At 68.5% G+C, this 16,013-nt stretch carries 18 protein-coding genes; 16 read left to right on the top strand and 2 right to left on the bottom strand.

Annotation, left to right across the window (positions count from 1 at the left end):
- Window positions 1-37: 37 nt before the first annotated feature.
- From fliK to BPET_RS10900, 3 genes are read left to right on the top strand one after another with little or no spacing between them, the layout of a single operon-like run.
- Entirely contained in the window at window positions 38-1,327 is a 1,290-nt protein-coding gene (gene fliK, locus BPET_RS10910) for a flagellar hook-length control protein FliK (RefSeq protein ID WP_012249061.1), read from the top strand.
- Complete coding sequence (locus BPET_RS10905; protein WP_012249060.1) at window positions 1,324-1,638, top strand: EscU/YscU/HrcU family type III secretion system export apparatus switch protein; 315 nt, start codon at window positions 1,324-1,326, stop codon at window positions 1,636-1,638. The genes fliK and BPET_RS10905 overlap by 4 nt, the downstream gene beginning before the upstream one ends.
- Before the next feature lie 15 nt (window positions 1,639-1,653).
- Window positions 1,654-2,055, top strand: coding sequence for a hypothetical protein (locus BPET_RS10900; protein ID WP_012249059.1), 402 nt, complete (start codon window positions 1,654-1,656; stop codon window positions 2,053-2,055).
- A gap of 11 nt (window positions 2,056-2,066) precedes the next feature.
- On the opposite strand, the gene fliE is transcribed toward BPET_RS10900, so the two are convergent.
- Window positions 2,067-2,399 carry a flagellar hook-basal body complex protein FliE gene (fliE, locus tag BPET_RS10895; RefSeq protein ID WP_012249058.1) on the bottom strand — a complete coding sequence of 111 codons (333 nt, stop codon included), beginning with the start codon at window positions 2,397-2,399 and terminating at the stop codon, window positions 2,067-2,069.
- A 321-nt stretch (window positions 2,400-2,720) separates the two neighbouring features.
- On the opposite strand from fliE, the gene fliF reads away from it, so the two are divergent.
- The 13 genes from fliF to fliR all read left to right on the top strand — a co-directional run bounded on the left by fliF (window position 2,721) and on the right by fliR (window position 13,941).
- A complete protein-coding gene (fliF, locus tag BPET_RS10890; RefSeq protein WP_012249057.1) occupies window positions 2,721-4,400 on the top strand; it encodes a flagellar basal-body MS-ring/collar protein FliF in 1,680 nt (559 codons plus the stop codon).
- Window positions 4,390-5,400 carry a flagellar motor switch protein FliG gene (fliG, locus tag BPET_RS10885; protein WP_012249056.1) on the top strand — a complete coding sequence of 337 codons (1,011 nt, stop codon included), beginning with the start codon at window positions 4,390-4,392 and terminating at the stop codon, window positions 5,398-5,400. Before fliF ends, fliG begins: the two co-directional genes overlap by 11 nt.
- Window positions 5,393-6,160, top strand: coding sequence for a flagellar assembly protein FliH (fliH, locus tag BPET_RS10880; protein ID WP_012249055.1), 768 nt, complete (start codon window positions 5,393-5,395; stop codon window positions 6,158-6,160). Before fliG ends, fliH begins: the two co-directional genes overlap by 8 nt.
- Window positions 6,157-7,605 carry a flagellar protein export ATPase FliI gene (gene fliI / locus BPET_RS10875; protein ID WP_012249054.1) on the top strand — a complete coding sequence of 483 codons (1,449 nt, stop codon included), beginning with the start codon at window positions 6,157-6,159 and terminating at the stop codon, window positions 7,603-7,605. Before fliH ends, fliI begins: the two co-directional genes overlap by 4 nt.
- A complete protein-coding gene (gene fliJ / locus BPET_RS10870) occupies window positions 7,598-8,038 on the top strand; it encodes a flagellar export protein FliJ (RefSeq protein ID WP_012249053.1) in 441 nt (146 codons plus the stop codon). The genes fliI and fliJ overlap by 8 nt, the downstream gene beginning before the upstream one ends.
- A 44-nt stretch (window positions 8,039-8,082) precedes the next feature.
- On the top strand, window positions 8,083-9,414 hold the full coding sequence (locus BPET_RS10865) for a flagellar hook-length control protein FliK (protein WP_012249052.1): 1,332 nt from the start codon (window positions 8,083-8,085) through the stop codon (window positions 9,412-9,414).
- Window positions 9,415-9,576: 162 nt separating this feature from the next.
- Window positions 9,577-10,152, top strand: coding sequence for a flagellar basal body-associated FliL family protein (locus BPET_RS10860; RefSeq protein WP_012249051.1), 576 nt, complete (start codon window positions 9,577-9,579; stop codon window positions 10,150-10,152).
- Between the two features lie 2 nt (window positions 10,153-10,154).
- Window positions 10,155-11,162: a flagellar motor switch protein FliM gene (fliM, locus tag BPET_RS10855; protein WP_012249050.1), complete on the top strand. Its 1,008-nt coding sequence runs from the start codon at window positions 10,155-10,157 to the stop codon at window positions 11,160-11,162.
- On the top strand, window positions 11,155-11,700 hold the full coding sequence (gene fliN, locus BPET_RS10850; protein WP_012249049.1) for a flagellar motor switch protein FliN: 546 nt from the start codon (window positions 11,155-11,157) through the stop codon (window positions 11,698-11,700). Before fliM ends, fliN begins: the two co-directional genes overlap by 8 nt.
- A 7-nt stretch (window positions 11,701-11,707) precedes the next feature.
- Window positions 11,708-12,031: a flagellar biosynthetic protein FliO gene (gene fliO, locus BPET_RS10845; protein ID WP_012249048.1), complete on the top strand. Its 324-nt coding sequence runs from the start codon at window positions 11,708-11,710 to the stop codon at window positions 12,029-12,031.
- A 31-nt stretch (window positions 12,032-12,062) separates the two neighbouring features.
- Entirely contained in the window at window positions 12,063-12,836 is a 774-nt protein-coding gene (gene fliP / locus BPET_RS10840) for a flagellar type III secretion system pore protein FliP (RefSeq protein ID WP_050978327.1), read from the top strand.
- A gap of 12 nt (window positions 12,837-12,848) precedes the next feature.
- Window positions 12,849-13,118 carry a flagellar biosynthesis protein FliQ gene (fliQ, locus tag BPET_RS10835; RefSeq protein ID WP_012249046.1) on the top strand — a complete coding sequence of 90 codons (270 nt, stop codon included), beginning with the start codon at window positions 12,849-12,851 and terminating at the stop codon, window positions 13,116-13,118.
- Between the two features lie 34 nt (window positions 13,119-13,152).
- The gene (gene fliR / locus BPET_RS10830; protein ID WP_012249045.1) at window positions 13,153-13,941 is read left to right on the top strand and encodes a flagellar biosynthetic protein FliR; all 789 of its coding nucleotides are present in this window, start codon (window positions 13,153-13,155) and stop codon (window positions 13,939-13,941) included.
- Window positions 13,942-14,211: 270 nt separating this feature from the next.
- Here the strand turns inward: fliR and BPET_RS10825 are convergent, their stop codons facing one another.
- On the bottom strand, window positions 14,212-15,939 hold the full coding sequence (locus BPET_RS10825) for a methyl-accepting chemotaxis protein (protein WP_012249044.1): 1,728 nt from the start codon (window positions 15,937-15,939) through the stop codon (window positions 14,212-14,214).
- Window positions 15,940-16,013: the final 74 nt, after the last annotated feature.

The raw sequence follows: 16,013 nt of genomic DNA, 5'->3' as shown, positions 1-16,013 counted from the left end.
GGAAGCCTGGCCGCCGGCGGGTTGAAGCGAGGCACGCATGAGCGTCGGCCCTTCGGCCCTGGGCACGGTTCTGGTACAGCGGCTGGATGCCGTGCTGGGCACCACCATGGCGGCGCACGCCAACCTGGTCTCGGGCGCGCGCCCCAATGCCGTGACGCAGCCCGGCGAAGCCGTGCGCCCCGGCCAGACCGACGGCGCCGGCCGGGGGCCGCGCCAGCCGGTCGAGTCGGCCGGCACGCGAGGCAACACGGTGGCCGACGCCAAGACCACCGATTCGTTGACGCAGGCCACCGGCAACAACGTCACCCGCACTGACACCACGGCGTCGGCCCCCACCACCCTGGGCCAGACCGCCCGCACCATTCTGGCGCTGCTGGCGCTCTACCCCGAGCAGGCGCCGCCGGCACAAGGCAAGGCGCCGCTGTGGCAACCCGCGCCGCCGCCCGGCCCGTCCGCCGCCGCGCCGGATGCCGGCAACTCGGTCCGGCCCGCCCCCGCCGCCGCGGGTACGGCTTCCTCTTCCGCCGCGAATCCCGCTACCGACCCTGCCGCCGCAAGTAGCCGCAGCCCGGCGACGGGCGGCCGGCCGGCTCTCCCGGCCGGGGCTGGCGCACAAGCAACACAAGCGACGCAAGCGACGCACGCCGGGGCGCCTGCCCTGCCCAGCGTCGCCGTGCTGGCGGGCGCATTGCGCCAGGCGCTGCAAGGCAGCGGGCTGTTTTATGAATCGCACCTGAGCGACCTGGCATTCGGCCAGCGCAGCATCGAACAAGTGCGCGCCGAGCCGCAGGCGCAATTGGCGCGCGCGACTTCTGCCGGCGACCCGCCGTCGGCCGCCCGGACGTCACCGGGCGCCGCGCCGTCTTCCAGCACCGACACTGCCGCCGCGACAGGCGGCCAGGCGCCTGGCTCGGCGGGGCCGCACGCGCCGGCGCCGGCACCGACGGGCATACATCCGGATGCCATGCCGCTGGTGCGCCAGCAACTGGATGTCCTGGCCAACCAGGCGCTGGCCTGGCAGGGCGAAGCCTGGCCTGGCACGCCAATGGAATGGGAGGTGCGGCGCGATGCCCCCGAAGGCGCGGCGCAAGCCACGACGCATTGGGCCACCCGCCTGAAGCTGGACCTGCCACGCCTGGGCCTGGTGGAAGCCCGGCTCAACCTGGCGGGCGACCAGTTGGTGATGCAGTTGGTCGCGCCGCGCAGCGCGACTGAAATCCACGGCGCGGCCCAGACCCTGCGCGAAGGCTTGCAGCGGGCCGGCCTGACCCTGAGCCATCTATCGGTGGGCGCCACGCCGCCTCGCCCCGACGAGCCCGCGCCATGAGCCACAAAGACTCCGACCCGGGCAATCCGCACCGCGGCGCCGCAGTTGCGCTAAGCTACGGCGAGCACGATACCGCGCCGCGCGTGGTGGCCAAGGGATACGGCCAGATCGCCGACACCATCGTGCGTACCGCGCGTGAACACGGCCTGTATGTGCACGAATCGCGCGAACTCGTGAGCTTGCTCATGCAGGTAGATCTGGATGCGCACATTCCTCCGCAGCTCTACGCCGCCGTGGCTGAACTGCTGGCCTGGCTATATCGCCTGGAAACCGGCGTCGCCCAGCATCGCGACAACGCCGCCGCGCCCTGACAAGCCACCGCGGCCATGAAGCTTCCAGCGACCGGCGCCCTGCTCAACCGCACCGACGAGATCCGCGCGGTGCTGCGCGAACTCATGCACCCCGACAGCCGGGTGCGCGTGCGCGCCGCCCGCGATCCCCACGACGACCCGTTCTGCGACGCGCGCATACTGGGGCCCGACTGGCAATTACGGCATTTCTTCTGGCGGCCTCACGACCTCGACGCCTTCCAGGCGCAGTTAAGCGGCAGCCCCGCGCATCACGAGGTCATTCTGGATTTCGCGGGCGCCACGCCAGACGGCACCGACATCCGCTTCCGGGTCGCGCGGCCGCTGGTCATGCATTTTGCCGACAGCAGCGCCGCCATGCTGTCCGGCTTCCCGGAGGCGATCTGGTATCAGCGCACGCCGGAGCCGGCCGACATCTGAGCCACGCGGGCTTACACCGACATGGCGGAAATTTCTTTGTATGCCGCCACCAGGCGGTTGCGTACCTGGACAGCAGTCTGGAAGGCGATCGAGCTTTTCTGCAGGTCGATCATCACGTCGTTCAGCGACACGCCGGGCGCGCCCAACTCGTAGGCCTTGCCCTGGTTGGTGGCGGCGATCTGGGCCGCCGATACGCGCTGCAGCGAACGCTGCAGTTCGGCGGCGAAGCTGGCGGGCTGAGGGGCAAGCTCGGCTGGGCTCACGCCATTGCTCTGGGCAGCCTGCACCACGGCGCGCATCTGCTGCAGCATGCTTTCAATACCAGACAAACCCGATACCGCCATGGTCTCGCTTCCTCGCAGTCCAAAAATAGAACAGGCTGCAAGATTACGCGCGGCCGCGCCCGCCCATAGCGCGCAATAACCGGCAAAACACCCGACAGTTCCGCGCATGCGGCCTTGCGGTGCGGCCACGGCAGCGGGTCGCAAAACGCGGGACACATAGGAGACAAGTAACGCCAAAAAACGGTTGTTTTCATCGATTGGGATGGCCTGGGCGGCCGCCATAATTCACGCTCCCCGATACCAAGCACGTTGCATGCGTAACCTGCCCTACCCGCCCATGTCGTTCGCTTCTACGCTCCGCGAAGCTCGCCGGAGTTCCCGATGAACCAGCAGGCCACTCTAGGCACATCGCTGCTGGCAAGGTTCCCCGTGCTGGAGAAAGTCCGCGCGCTGCCCAAGCCGGTGCTGCTGGGCGTCGCCGCCGCGCTGGTGGCGATCGTGGCCGTACTGGCGATGTGGGGCCGGGAGCCCGACTACAAGGTGCTGTTCGCCAACCTCGATGACCGCGACGGCGGCGCCATCGTCAGCGCGCTGGGGCAGATGAACGTGCCGTACCGCTTCAGCGGCGACGGCCGGGCGCTGCTGGTGCCCGCCGACCGCGTCTACGCCACCCGTATGCAACTGGCCGGCCAGGGGTTGCCGCGCGGCGGTTCGGTGGGATTCGAGCTGCTGGACAACGCCCGCTTCGGGGCCAGCCAGTTTGCCGAGCAGATCAACTACCAGCGCGGGCTGGAAGGCGAGCTGGCGCGCTCGATCGAGGCCATGAATACCGTGCAGAGCGCCCGCGTGCACCTGGCGCTGCCGCGCCAGTCGCTGTTCGTGCGTGACCGGCAGGCGCCCACTGCGTCGGTGCTGCTGCACTTGTACCCGGGGCGCAGCCTGGGCGACGCGCAGGTCGCCGCCGTGGCCTGGCTGGTGGCCTCCAGCGTGCCCGACCTGACCGCCGAGAACATTTCCATCGTCGACCAGAACGGCCGCCTGCTGTCTGCCCCGCTGGGCGAAGGACGCGGCCTGGATGCCGACCAGTCGCGACTGCGGCGCGACATCGAGCAGCGCACGGTTGAACGCATTCTTACCATCCTGAACCCGCTGGTGGGCCCGGGCAACGTGCAGGCCCAGGCCAGCGCCGAAATGGATTTCGCGCGCCGCGAACAGACCTCGGAGGTCTACCGTCCCAACCAGGAACCCGGCCAGGCCGCGGTGCGCAGCAAGCAGACCAGCGATTCGCTGCAGACCGGCATAGACCCGGCCCAGGGCGTGCCCGGCGCGCTCAGCAACCAGCCGCCCGCGGCCGCCCAGGCCCCGATCGTGAACCCGCCGGCCGCGCCGCAAGCCGCACAGGGCGGCCAACCCGGCCAGCTGGCCCAGGCGGGCCAGAACGCCGCGCAAGGCGCCGCAACGCAGGCGGCCCCGCGCCTGCCGACCAACAATCGCAACGACGCCACGATCAACTACGAGGTCGATCGCACCATCAGCCACGTCAAGCAGCCGGTGGGCATGCTCAAGCGCCTGTCCGTCGCAGTGGTGGTCAATTACCTGCCCGACAGCAGCGGCGAGCCCCAACCGCTGCCCGAAGAAGAGCTGACCAAGCTGACCAACCTGGTGCGCGAAGCCATGGGCTATTCCGAAGCCCGGGGCGACTCGCTCAACCTGGTCAACAGCCAGTTCAACGACAAGCCAGTCAAGCCGCCCTTCTGGCGTGATCCGGAACTGCTCGACCTGGTCAAGACCGTGCTTGCCTGGGTGTTCGGTCTGGCGCTTGCCCTGTGGCTGTACCGCAGGTTGCGGCCCGCCGTCAGCAACTACCTGAATCCGCCGGTGGACCCCGAAGAGGCCGAGGCGCGCCGCCAGGAAATGCAGCGCGAAGCCCAGGCCGCGGCACGGGCCAAGGAAGTCAACCGCTACGAAGACAACCTGCAGCGTGCCCGCGACATGGCCACCAAAGACCCGCGCGCCGTCGCGATGGTGATGCGTGCCTGGATGACCCAAGATGAAAAATGACGGAAAGCCCCTGGACGGCGTAACGCGCAGCGCCGTATTGATGATGTCGCTGGGCGAAGATGCCGCGGCGGAAGTTTTCAAGTACCTGTCGGCGCGTGAAGTGCAGCTGGTGGGCGGGTCCATGGCCAACCTGAAACAGGTCACGCGCGGCGACGTGGCCGTGGTGCTGGAGGAATTCCGCCAGGAAGCCGACCAGTTCATGGCCGTGACGCTGGGCTCGGACGACTACATCCGCACCGTGCTGACCAAGGCTCTGGGCAGCGACCGTGCGGCCGGGCTGATCGAAGACATCCTGGAAGCCGGCGAAGGCGCCAGCGGCATCGATGCGCTGAACTGGCTCGATCCGCACACCGTGGCCGAACTGATCGGCGACGAGCATCCGCAGATCATCGCCACCATCCTGGTGCACCTGGAGCGCGACCGCGCCGCCGGCGTGCTGGCCCTGCTGACCGACCGCCTGCGCAACGACGTGATGCTGCGCATCGCCACCTTCGGCGGGGTGCAGCCGGCTGCGCTGTCGGAGCTGACCGACGTGCTCAATTCCGTACTGGCGGGCCAGGGCGCCAAGCGCAGCAAGATGGGCGGCGTGCGCACGGCAGCCGAGATCCTGAACATGATGAGCTCGGCCGAGGAAGAGGCCGTGGTGGAAAGCCTGCGCGAGCGCGACAGCGACCTGGCGCAGAAGATCATCGACGAAATGTTCGTGTTCGACAACCTGATCGACGTCGAAGACCGCGCACTGCAACTGATCTTGAAGGAAATCGACAACGACAGCCTGATGGTGGCGTTGAAGGGAGCCTCGGAAGAACTGCGCAACAAATTCCTGCGCAACATGTCGAGCCGTGCCGCGGACATTCTGCGCGAAGACCTCGAGGCGCAAGGCCCGATCCGCATGTCCAAGGTCGAGTCCGAGCAGAAGAAGATCCTGCAGATCGCCCGCCGCCTGGCCGAAAGCGGGCAGATCGTGCTGGGCAACCAGGGCGACGACGCCTATGTCTGAGGGGAAAACCTTTCCCCGAAACGCGGGGGGCATCACCGGCGCCCTGCCCCGCACCGCCTGGCGGCGCTGGCAGATGTCGTCGTTCGACCTGCCGGTGGAAGACGCCATCGAGATCGTGGCGCCGCCGCCCGAACCCGACCCCGGGCCGGACCCCGAAGAACTGCTGCGCGAAGCGCGCGCCCAGGCCGAGGCGGCCGGACGCCGCGAGGGCCTGCAGCAAGGCCGGGAACAAGGATTGCGCGAAGGCCGCCAGACTGGCCACGCCGAGGGGCTGGCGGCCGGCCGCGAAGCCGGCTACCAGGAAGGTCTGACGCAAGGCCGCGAGCAGGCTCGCCAGGAAGCGCTGCAACTGCACGCGCTGGCCGAATCCTGCGGCGCCTCGCTGGCGGACCTGGAAGCCCGGATGGGCCAGGCACTGCTGACTCTGGCCCTGGACATCGCCGGGCAGATCCTGCGCACGACCTTGGCCGAGCAGCCCGAGAGCATGCTGGCCGCCGTGCGCGAAGTGCTGCATATCAATCCCGCCGCGACCGGCGCCATGCGGCTTTGGGTGCATCCCGCCGATCTCGAACTGGTGCGCCAGCACCTGGCCGATGAACTGCGCGAAGGCCACTGGCGCGTGCTGGCGGACGAATCCATTGCGCGCGGCGGCTGCCGCGCCGAGACACCCTACGGAGATATCGACGCCACGCTGCAGACGCGCTGGCGCCGCATCGCCGCTTCGTTGGGGCGCAGCGTATCCTGGGAGTCCGAGGCATGAGCGCCGCGGCCGCGCCGGTGGTCGAACGCTGGGAAACCCAGCTGCGCATCGGCTCGATCCGAGCTGCGTCCACCGAGCCGTGGCTGGCCAGCGGCCGCATCATCCGCGCTACCGGCCTGGTGCTGCATGCCACCGGCCTGCGGCTGCCGGTGGGCGCGGCCTGCCGCATCGAGATCGCGCGCGGCCACGATCACTGGGCCGACGCCGAGGTGGTGGGTTTCGACGGCCACACGCTGTACCTGATGCCGCAAGCCGACATTTCCGGCCTGCCGCCCGGCGCGCGGGTCGTGCCCGGCGAGCCGCCTGTGCAACGCGCTATTCCGTTGCCGCGCAGGGCCGAACTGAACGGCAACGCCAAACCGCAGCTTGGCCGCCACTTGCCGGTGGGCAATGCCTTGCTGGGCCGCGTGCTCGACGGCGCCGGGCGTCCGCTGGACGGCCTGGGTCCGCTGACTGGCGCCGAACTGGCCCCCCTGTCGGCCCACCCCATCAACCCCCTGTCGCGAGCGCCGATCGACACGGTGCTGGATGTCGGCGTGCGCGCCATCAACGGCCTGCTGACTGTCGGCCGGGGCCAGCGCATGGGCCTGTTTGCCGGCTCGGGCGTGGGCAAGAGCGTGCTGCTGGGCATGATGGCCCGCTATACGCGCGCCGACGTAATCGTGGTGGGCCTCATCGGCGAGCGCGGCCGCGAAGTCAAGGAATTCATCGAACACAACCTGGGCGCCGACGGACTGGCGCGCTCGGTGGTCGTGGCGGCTCCGGCCGATGTATCGCCGCTGTTGCGCCTGCAGGGCGCGGCCTACGCCACCCGCCTGGCCGAGCATTTTCGCGACCAGGGGCTGGACGTGCTGCTGATCATGGACTCGCTCACGCGCTATGCCATGGCGCAGCGCGAGATTGCCCTGGCCATTGGCGAACCGCCCGCCACCAAGGGTTACCCGCCTTCGGTGTTCGCGCGCCTGCCCGCCCTGGTAGAGCGCGCCGGCATGGGCGCGCCAGGCCCCAACGGCAAGGCGGGCTCCATCACGGCGTTCTACACCGTGCTGGCCGAAGGCGACGACCAGCAAGATCCCATCGCGGATTCCGCGCGCGCCATCCTGGACGGACACGTAGTTCTGTCGCGCCATCTGGCCGAAGCCGGGCACTACCCGGCCATCGACATCGAGGCGTCGATTTCGCGCGCCATGACCTCGCTCATCAGCGACCAGCAGTACGCCGTGGTGCGCCGCTTCAAGCAGACCTTGTCGCGCTACCAGCGCAACCGCGACCTGATCGCCGTGGGCGCCTACAGCGCCGGCAACGACCCGCAGCTCGACGATGCGATCGCGCGCTACCCGCGCCTGGAGGCCTTCCTGCAGCAGGACATCGGCGACAGCGTGTCCTACGACGCCGCGGTCGACCAGTTGCGCGCGGCCTTCGAGACCAAGGAAGCCTATGCCTAGCCAATTGCCCCTGGATACGCTGATCGGCCTGGCCCGGGAAAGCACTGACGAGGCGGCGCGCGCGCTGGGCCGGCTGAACGCCGAGCGCTCCCATGCCGAACGGCAACTGTCGATGCTGCAGGACTATCGCCAAGATTACCTGCTGCGCCTGCAGAATGCCATGCAGACCGGCATGTCGGCCGCCGACTGCCACAACTACCAGCGCTTCATCGCCACCCTGGACGACGCTATCGGCCAGCAGGCCGCCGTGCTGCGCCAGGCCGACAGCCACTTGGCGCAAGGCCGCGTTCACTGGCAACAGCAACAGCGCCGGCTCAATTCGTTCGATGCCCTGGCCGAGCGCGAGCGACGCGCGCAGGCTGTGCTGGAGACGCGGCGCGAACAGCGCGCCAGCGACGAATTCGCCTCCCGCATGATGTTCCGCCAGGCCTGACCGCACTGGCGCCCAACGACCCGACCGCCGATCAGGATGCCCTCATGACCGCGACTCCAACTACCCCGCTGCTGGTCCCCACCGCGCCGCCCGTCCAGGGCAAGCGCGCCGCGTCCGTGGCCAGCGACCCCAAGACCGGCAGCTTCGCGCAGCAGCTGGCGCGCCAGCGCGGCGCGGCGACCGACGACGCACGGCCCGCCACCGGCGCGCAGGGCAAGCCAGCCAGCAATGCCAAACCCGGCAAAGCGCCCACCGAAGACGCCAGCGCCGACACGGCCGCATCCACCGTGGTGGACCCGGCAACCGCCGCGGCGGCCGGCGCCGCGGCCGCGCAGGCCATGGCGCCGGCCCAGCCGCAAGTTGCGCCACCTGAAGCGCAGGCGCCCGCGCTGCCGGCCCAGGCGCTGGAAATCGCGGCGCAGGCCGCGCAGTTGCAGCAGCAGACGCCGGCCGTGACGAGCGAGGCCGCCACCGGCGCGCCCGCCATGCCGGCCGCGCCTCTGCCGGATGGTGCGGCCGGGGTGGCGTCGGCGGCCAAGGCAGGCGACGCCGCGCCGCCCCCGCCCGCCGCGGCGCTGGCGCTGTCGGCCGCGGCCCCTGCCAACACCCCGGCGCCACAGACGCAGGCCCCTGCCGCGGCACGGCCGGACACCCGCGTGCCCGGCCACGAACTGCGCGGCGCGCCCGCGCCCATGCCAAACCCCAACGCCGTAGCGGTCACCGCCGTGGCCGAGGCCCCGGAACACCTCAACGCGCAGGCTGCCGCCGAGGCCGAGCTTGCGCTGCAGGCAGCCAGCGCCGTCGCGCAACCGGCCGGCCATGGCGCGGCATCGTCGCACGCCGCCGACGCGGCTGCCAGCCTGGCGGCCGCCGCCAGCCCGCAAGCCACGGCGCCCGCCCCAATGCCGCAGGCCGGGGCGCTATCGTTGGCGGTGGCCACGCCCGTCGCCGCCACCCCGGCCTGGGGCGCCGACCTGGGCCGCCAGCTGGTCGTGTTGAGCCACGACGCCACGCGCGGCCAGCACACCGCAGAACTGCGCCTCGATCCCCCTGACCTGGGTCCCTTGCGCGTCACGCTCAGCGTCAATGACGGCGTGGCCAGCGCCAGCTTCGTGTCGGCCCATGCGGCGGTGCGCCACGCGGTCGAAGCCGCATTGCCGCAACTGCACCAGGCGCTGGCGCAGGCCGGCCTGTCGTTGGGGCAGGCCAACGTGGGCGAGCACGGCTCGCAATCCGGCTTCGACATGCAGCAGCAGGCGCAAGGCGGCGGCCATGGCCAAGGCGGCGGCACACAGGGCGACGGGGCAGTGGCCCTGGCGCCGGCCGCGGCCACCCGGGTCGCGCGCGGCGACGGACTGGTCGACACCTTCGCCTGACCCGTGCCGCGCCACCGCACGACATGGGGCGCACCGCAGCGGGCGAGCGCCGCACGCTGCGGCGCAATAGCCTGAGATACGCAGCTTTCGTCCTGTTTTTCGCCTGCAAACCGCGGCGGAGTTTGGGGCAGAATCCCTTCATTCCCTAGCATCGATACCCTGATGGCCACTTCCAAGAATCCTTCCATGCCGTCACGCAGCCTGCCTTTGCGCACCTCTGGCGGCAGCCCGATCCTGCGCGGCCTTTTCTGGCTGCTTGCGCTGGCCATCGTCGCCTGCGCGAGCGTGGCCGCCACCTGGTTCATCATGCACCGCCAGTACACCGAAGCGGCGGCCCCCGTGCGGCTGGGCGTCGGCAAGGCCGATGCCGGCCCCGCGCCGGCCATTTTTGTCGAGCCGCCCGCCACGCCGACCCCGGTGCCGGCGCCCATTTTCATTCCCCTGGAAGCCTTCACTGTCACGCTGCAAAGCGCCGAAAGCGAGCGCATCCTGCATGTGGGCATCACTCTGCGCGCGGGCGACGAGCAGACGCGGATGCGTATCGAGAAATACATGCCCGAGGTGCGCAGCCGCATCCTGATGGTACTGTCGGCGCAATCGCCCACGGTCGCGCAGTCGCCCCAGGGCAAGGCCGACATGGCGCGCGCCATCGTCGCCGCCGTGAATCAGCCGTTCTCGCCCCTGCCCGATGGCCAGTACGTCAGCGCCGCCCTGTTCACCGCCTTCGTGGTGCAGTAAGCATGGCCTACGAGGCGTTTCTTTCGCAGGATGAAGTCGATGCGCTGCTGGCCGGCGTTACCGGCGAGAGCGACAGCGAATCCCGCGACGAGGCCGATGCGCGCGGCGCGCGCGCCTACGACCTGAGCTCGCCCGACCGCGTCGTGCGGCGGCGCATGCAGACGCTCGAACTCATCAACGAGCGATTCGCCCGCCAGCTGCGCCACCTGTTGCTGAATTTCATGCGGCGCAACGCCGACATCACGGTCGGGTCGATCAAGATACTGAAATACGCCGACTTCGAACGCAATCTGCCGGTGCCCAGCAATCTGAACATGATCCAGATGAAGCCGCTGCGGGGCACGGCGCTGTTCACCTACGATCCCAGCCTGGTGTTTCTGGTGATCGACAGCCTGTTCGGCGGAGACGGCCGCTACCACACGCGCGTGGAGGGCCGCGATTTCACCACCACCGAGCAGCGCATCATTCGCCGCCTGCTCAACCTGACCCTGGAAAGCTACGGCAAGTCCTGGGAAGCGGTGTACCCCATCGAGTTCGAATACGTGCGCTCCGAGATGCACACCAAGTTCGCCAGCATCACCGGCAACAATGAAGTCGTGGTGGTGTCGTCGTTCCACATCGAGTTCGGCGCGACTGGCGGAGACCTGAATATCTGCCTGCCCTACTCCATGATCGAGCCGGTGCGCGACCTGCTGACGCGCCCGCTGCAGGAAACGACCCTGGAAGAAGTCGACCAGCGCTGGACCCACCAGCTCTCGCGCCAGGTGCGCAGCGCCGACGTCGACCTGACGGCCGAATTCGCGTCGATCCCCTCCAGCATCCGCGAACTGTTGCGCCTGAAAGTCGGCGACGTGCTGCCGATCGAGGTGCCCGAGACGGTTATCGCCAACGTCAACGGCGTGCCCCTGATGGAATGCAGCTACGGCGTCTTCAACGGCCAATACGCCCTGCGCGTGCAGAACCTGTTTACCTACGAAAGCGATACACACGAGGCCCCCGACCATGACTGACACGAACGCGCCCGGCCAGACCGGTTCCGGTTCGTCCGCCACCCCGGCCGACGACTGGGCCGATGCGCTTGCCGAGCAATCCGCGGCGGCCCAGCCCCCCACCCAGGCCGACGGCCTGAAACCGCAGGACGACTGGGCCGGCGCCATGGCCGAACAGGCATCGGCCGCATCCACGGCGCCTGCCGCGGCTGCTCCTGCCGCCGCGCCCGCGGCCCGTCCGGCCGGCGGCTCGGTCTTCAAGCCACTGGCCGACGCTGCCGGCGGCAACGGCAACGACATCGACCTGATCATGGACGTGCCGGTGCAGCTGACAGTGGAACTGGGCCGCACCCGTCTCACCATCAAGAACCTGCTGCAGCTCGGGCAGGGCTCGGTGGTCGAGCTCGACGGCCTGGCCGGCGAACCCATGGACATCTTCGTCAACGGTTACCTCATTGCCCAGGGTGAAGTGGTGGTCGTGGAAGAAAAGTACGGCATCCGCCTCACCGACATCATCACGCCGTCGGAACGCATCAACCGCCTGAACAACCGTCGCTGAGAACGCCATGACGGAATCGGCCGTGCTGCGCGTGGTGATCGGTCTGGTGCTGGTGGTGGCGGCCATCCTGGCTTCGGCCTGGCTGGCGCGCCGCGCCGGGCTGGCCGGGCGCGCCGGCTCAGGGCCGATGCGCCAGGTAGCCAGCCTGCCATTGGGCCCGCGCCAGAGCGTGGCCCTGTTGCAGATCGAAGACACCTGGCTGGTGGTCGGCGTCACGTCCACCCAGATCACGCCCCTGCACACGCTGCCCGCGGGCGTCGTCGCGCCGCCTGCGTCTGAACTGGGCGCCTTCGCCGGCAAGCTGTCGCAGGCGCTCAAGCGCCGCGGCTGACTCTCTTCCGGTTTTCATGATGCTCCATCGCATGCACCATTTCCGCTCGTGCCGCCGCGTGCCGCTCGCCCTGGCCGCCGCCGCGCTGGCGGGGCTGGCGCTGTTTCCGGCGGGCGTCGTGGCCCAGGCCACCCTGCCTGCCCTGACCGCCACGCCTGGCCCCGGCGGCGCGCAGACGTATTCGCTCAGCATGCAGACGCTGCTGCTGATGACTTCGCTGTCGTTCCTGCCGGCGGCACTGCTGATGATGACGGGCTTCACGCGCATCATCATCGTGCTGGGGCTGCTGCGCAGCGCCCTGGGCACGGCCATGTCGCCGCCCAACCACGTGCTGATCGGGCTGGCCTTGTTTCTTACCTTCTACACCATGTCGCCGGTGTTCGACCGCATCTACAGCGAAGCCTACAAGCCGCTGTCGGAAGGTTCGATTCCCTTCGAAACGGCCGTCGAGCGCGCCGCCGCGCCATTGCACACGTTCATGCTGCACCAGACGCGCGAGAACGACCTGACCCTGTTCGCCAACCTGGCGAACCAGCCGGCCCTGGAAGATCCGTCGCAGGTGCCCATGAAGATCCTGGTGCCCGCCTTCATCACCAGTGAACTGAAAACGGCTTTTCAGATCGGCTTCACCATCTTCATTCCTTTCCTGATCATCGATCTGGTGGTGGCCAGCGTGTTGATGGCGCTGGGCATGATGATGGTTCCGCCGGTCACCGTGGCCCTGCCTTTCAAGCTGATGCTGTTCGTGCTGGCCGACGGCTGGAACCTGCTGCTGGGGTCGCTGGCCAGCAGTTTCTACCAATAACGGAGCGCCGCCATGACCGCTGAAACCGTCATGTCGATGACCTACCAGGCGCTGAAAATAGCGCTGGCCATGGCTGGCCCCCTGCTGCTGGTGACCCTGGCAGTGGGCCTGGTCATCGCCGTGTTCCAGGCCGCTACGCAGATCAACGAAATGACGCTGTCGTTCATCCCCAAGTTGCTGGCCATGTGCGGCGTGCTGGTGCTGATGGGCCCCTGGCTGCTGGGCCTGATGACCGACTACATCCGTCAGCTGATCGGCCAGATTCCGTTGCTGGTCTCGTAGGCGGGCCTGTGCGCGGCAGCCGGCCTTGCATGCCATGATCAACTTCACCCAGCAGCAGCTCGACGCATGGCTGCTGCAGTTCCTTTGGCCGTTCGTGCGCATGCTGGCGCTGGTGGGCAGCGCGCCGCTGTTCTCCGAATCCACCATCCCTATCCGGATCAAGGTGGCGCTGGCTTTCATGCTCACCGTGGCAGTGGCGCCCGGCCTGGAGCCCCCGCCCGCCATTCCGCCCGGTTCGTACGCCGGGCTATGGCTGCTGGGCCAGCAAGTGCTGATCGGCATCGCCATGGGATTCACCATGCGCATCGTATTCGCCGCGGTGCAGACGGCCGGCGAGTTCGTGGGCCTGCAAATGGGGCTGTCGTTCGCTTCATTCTTCGATCCCTCCACCGGCGCCAACACCGCGGTGCTGTCGCGGCTGTTGAATATCGTAGCCATGCTGGTGTTCCTGGCCCTGGACGGCCACCTGCTGGTGCTGGCGGCGCTGGTGCGCTCATTCGACGTACTGCCCCTGACGCAACTGACGCTCGACCCCAATGGCTGGGGCATCCTGGTGCAGTGGGGGCAGACCATTTTCGTATCCGGCCTGCTGCTCGCGCTGCCACTGATCTGCGCCCTGCTGACCATCAACCTGGCCATGGGCATCCTGAATCGCGCGGCCCCGCAGCTGTCGGTATTCGCGGTGGGGTTCCCTGTCAGCTTGATCACCGGCCTGCTGCTGCTGGCGGCCGTGCTGCCGCATGCCGCCCCGTTCCTGGAAGGCCTGATGCGAGATGGCTTGCAGGCAATCAGTGACGTCTTGGGCGGGCTGGCCGCGCGCTAGCGCCGCTGGGACAAAGAAACATCTTCTGCCGGCTCGGGGCCGGCGCAGGTCCGACCCACGTCGGCCCACGTCCGTTCCAGGTGTCAGGCTCCCGCAGGGTGCCTGGCACCGCCCCATGCGCCACAGCTTCGCCCGCCACGCGGTGCCAGGCACCTTGCGGGACCCTGGCACCAGATCCCGCCCGACACGCCGTCGGCGCCCGGTGGGAGCCAGATACCCCCCAAAAAAAACGCCGGCATGGCCGGCGCAATTGGGGGAGTCAGCTTTTTCTTATGACTGGGCCACCAGGGGCGCAGCGTAATTGCCTGTCAATTGCTGGGCCGGCACTTCGATGACTTCGCCGGCGTTGATCTTGAACACCGCCACCGCCTCGGCCAGCTGCTGCGCCTGCTCTTGCAGCGAACCCGCCGCCGCGGCCGCCTCTTCCACCAGCGCCGCGTTCTGCTGCGTCACCTCATCCATCTGCGACACCGCGCGGTTCACCTGGTCGATCCCGCCCGACTGCTCTTCCGAGGCCGCCGAAATCTCGCCCATGATGTCCGTCACCCGCTTGACCGACGCCACGATCTCTTGCATCGTCGCACCGGCCCGCTCCACCTGCTGCGAACCCGTGCCCACCTTGCTCACCGAGTCCTCGATCAGCACCTTGATTTCCTTGGCCGCCTGCGCGCTGCGCTGCGCCAGCGAGCGCACTTCGCCCGCCACCACCGCAAAGCCCTTGCCCTGCTCGCCCGCGCGCGCCGCTTCCACCGCCGCGTTCAGCGCCAGTATGTTCGTCTGGAACGCGATCCCGTCAATCACCGACACAATCTCGGAAATCTTGCGCGAGCTCGCCGAAATCCCTTCCATCGTGCTCACCACTTCCGAGACCGCCGCCCCGCCGCGCTCGGCCACGTCCGAGGCGCTGGCCGCCAGCTGATTCGCCTGGCGCGCGTTGTCGGCGTTCTGCTTGACCGTCGAGGCCAGCTCTTCCATCGACGCCGCCGTCTCTTCCAGCGACGCCGCCTGTTGCTCGGTACGGCTGCTCAGGTCGGTGTTGCCCGCCGAAATCTCGCGCGAACCCACGTTTATCTCGTCCACCCCGCGGCGCACCTGCGACACCGTGCGCGCCAGGTTCTCCTGCATGCGCTTTAACGCCGAGAACAGTTGGCCGATTTCATTGCTGTTGCGCACCTCGACCCGGGCCGTCAGGTCGCCCGCGGCGATCTTGTCGAAATGCTGGCCGGCGTCGATCAGCGGACGCACCACCAGGCGACCAAACACCACGCGCGCCACCAACATCAGCACCAGGGCCAACACTACGGCCACGCCCACCGCCAGCACCGCTCGCTCGAAATTGGTCTGCGCCGTGGCAATATTGGCGTCCCGCTGTTCCTGGATGTAGTCGGTGAACTTGGCGATCGCCTCGATGAACGTCTCGCTGCGCGGCGTGCCGTACTCGTTGTTCACCATATAGAAGGTCGAGTAATCTTCGCTGCGCAGCGCCTCGACCATGGTGTCGACGCCATCGTCGATATAAGCACGGTAGCGGCGCACCAGGTCCATCGACAGGCGGCGTCCGGCATCGTCTTCCAGCATGTTCTGCTGGAAATCCGAAAAGCGCTTGCGCACGCCGTCCAGGCGCGAAGTGGCCGCCTCCAGCGCCTTCTTGGCTTCGGCGGCCGACTTCTCGCCGCTGCCCCAGCCCGACTCCTGCAAGTAGCGGGCCGCCACCATCAGGTCGACGCGCGAACGCAGCATGTCGCTATTGATGATTTCGACTTGCTTGGCGCGCGCGGTCAGGTCGTTGATCTGGCGGATCGATTCATAGTTGCTCTGCAGAAAATACGCTGCCAGGGCGCCCACCGCCGCAATCAGCACGGCGAAGAAGCCCATCACCAGCAGCAGCAGCGTGCCCACCCGTGCGTCGCGAATTTTCCATGAGCGCTTCTGCTTGGGCGCACGCGCCCGTTTCTTGGCCTTGGCCGGCTTGGCGCCGGTATCGAAAGTCGCGTCCATCGCTCTCCCCCGTATTTCAGTAGTATTCCGAAACTCGTTCACTGCCGGCAAATGCCGGCAACCCATCGGCTCTG

The sequence above is a fragment of the Bordetella petrii genome (assembly GCF_000067205.1).
Lineage (GTDB): Bacteria > Pseudomonadota > Gammaproteobacteria > Burkholderiales > Burkholderiaceae_B > Bordetella_A > Bordetella_A petrii.
The sequence above is the reverse complement of the archived record's forward strand: the minus strand, read 5'-3'. Positions and strand labels throughout refer to the sequence as shown.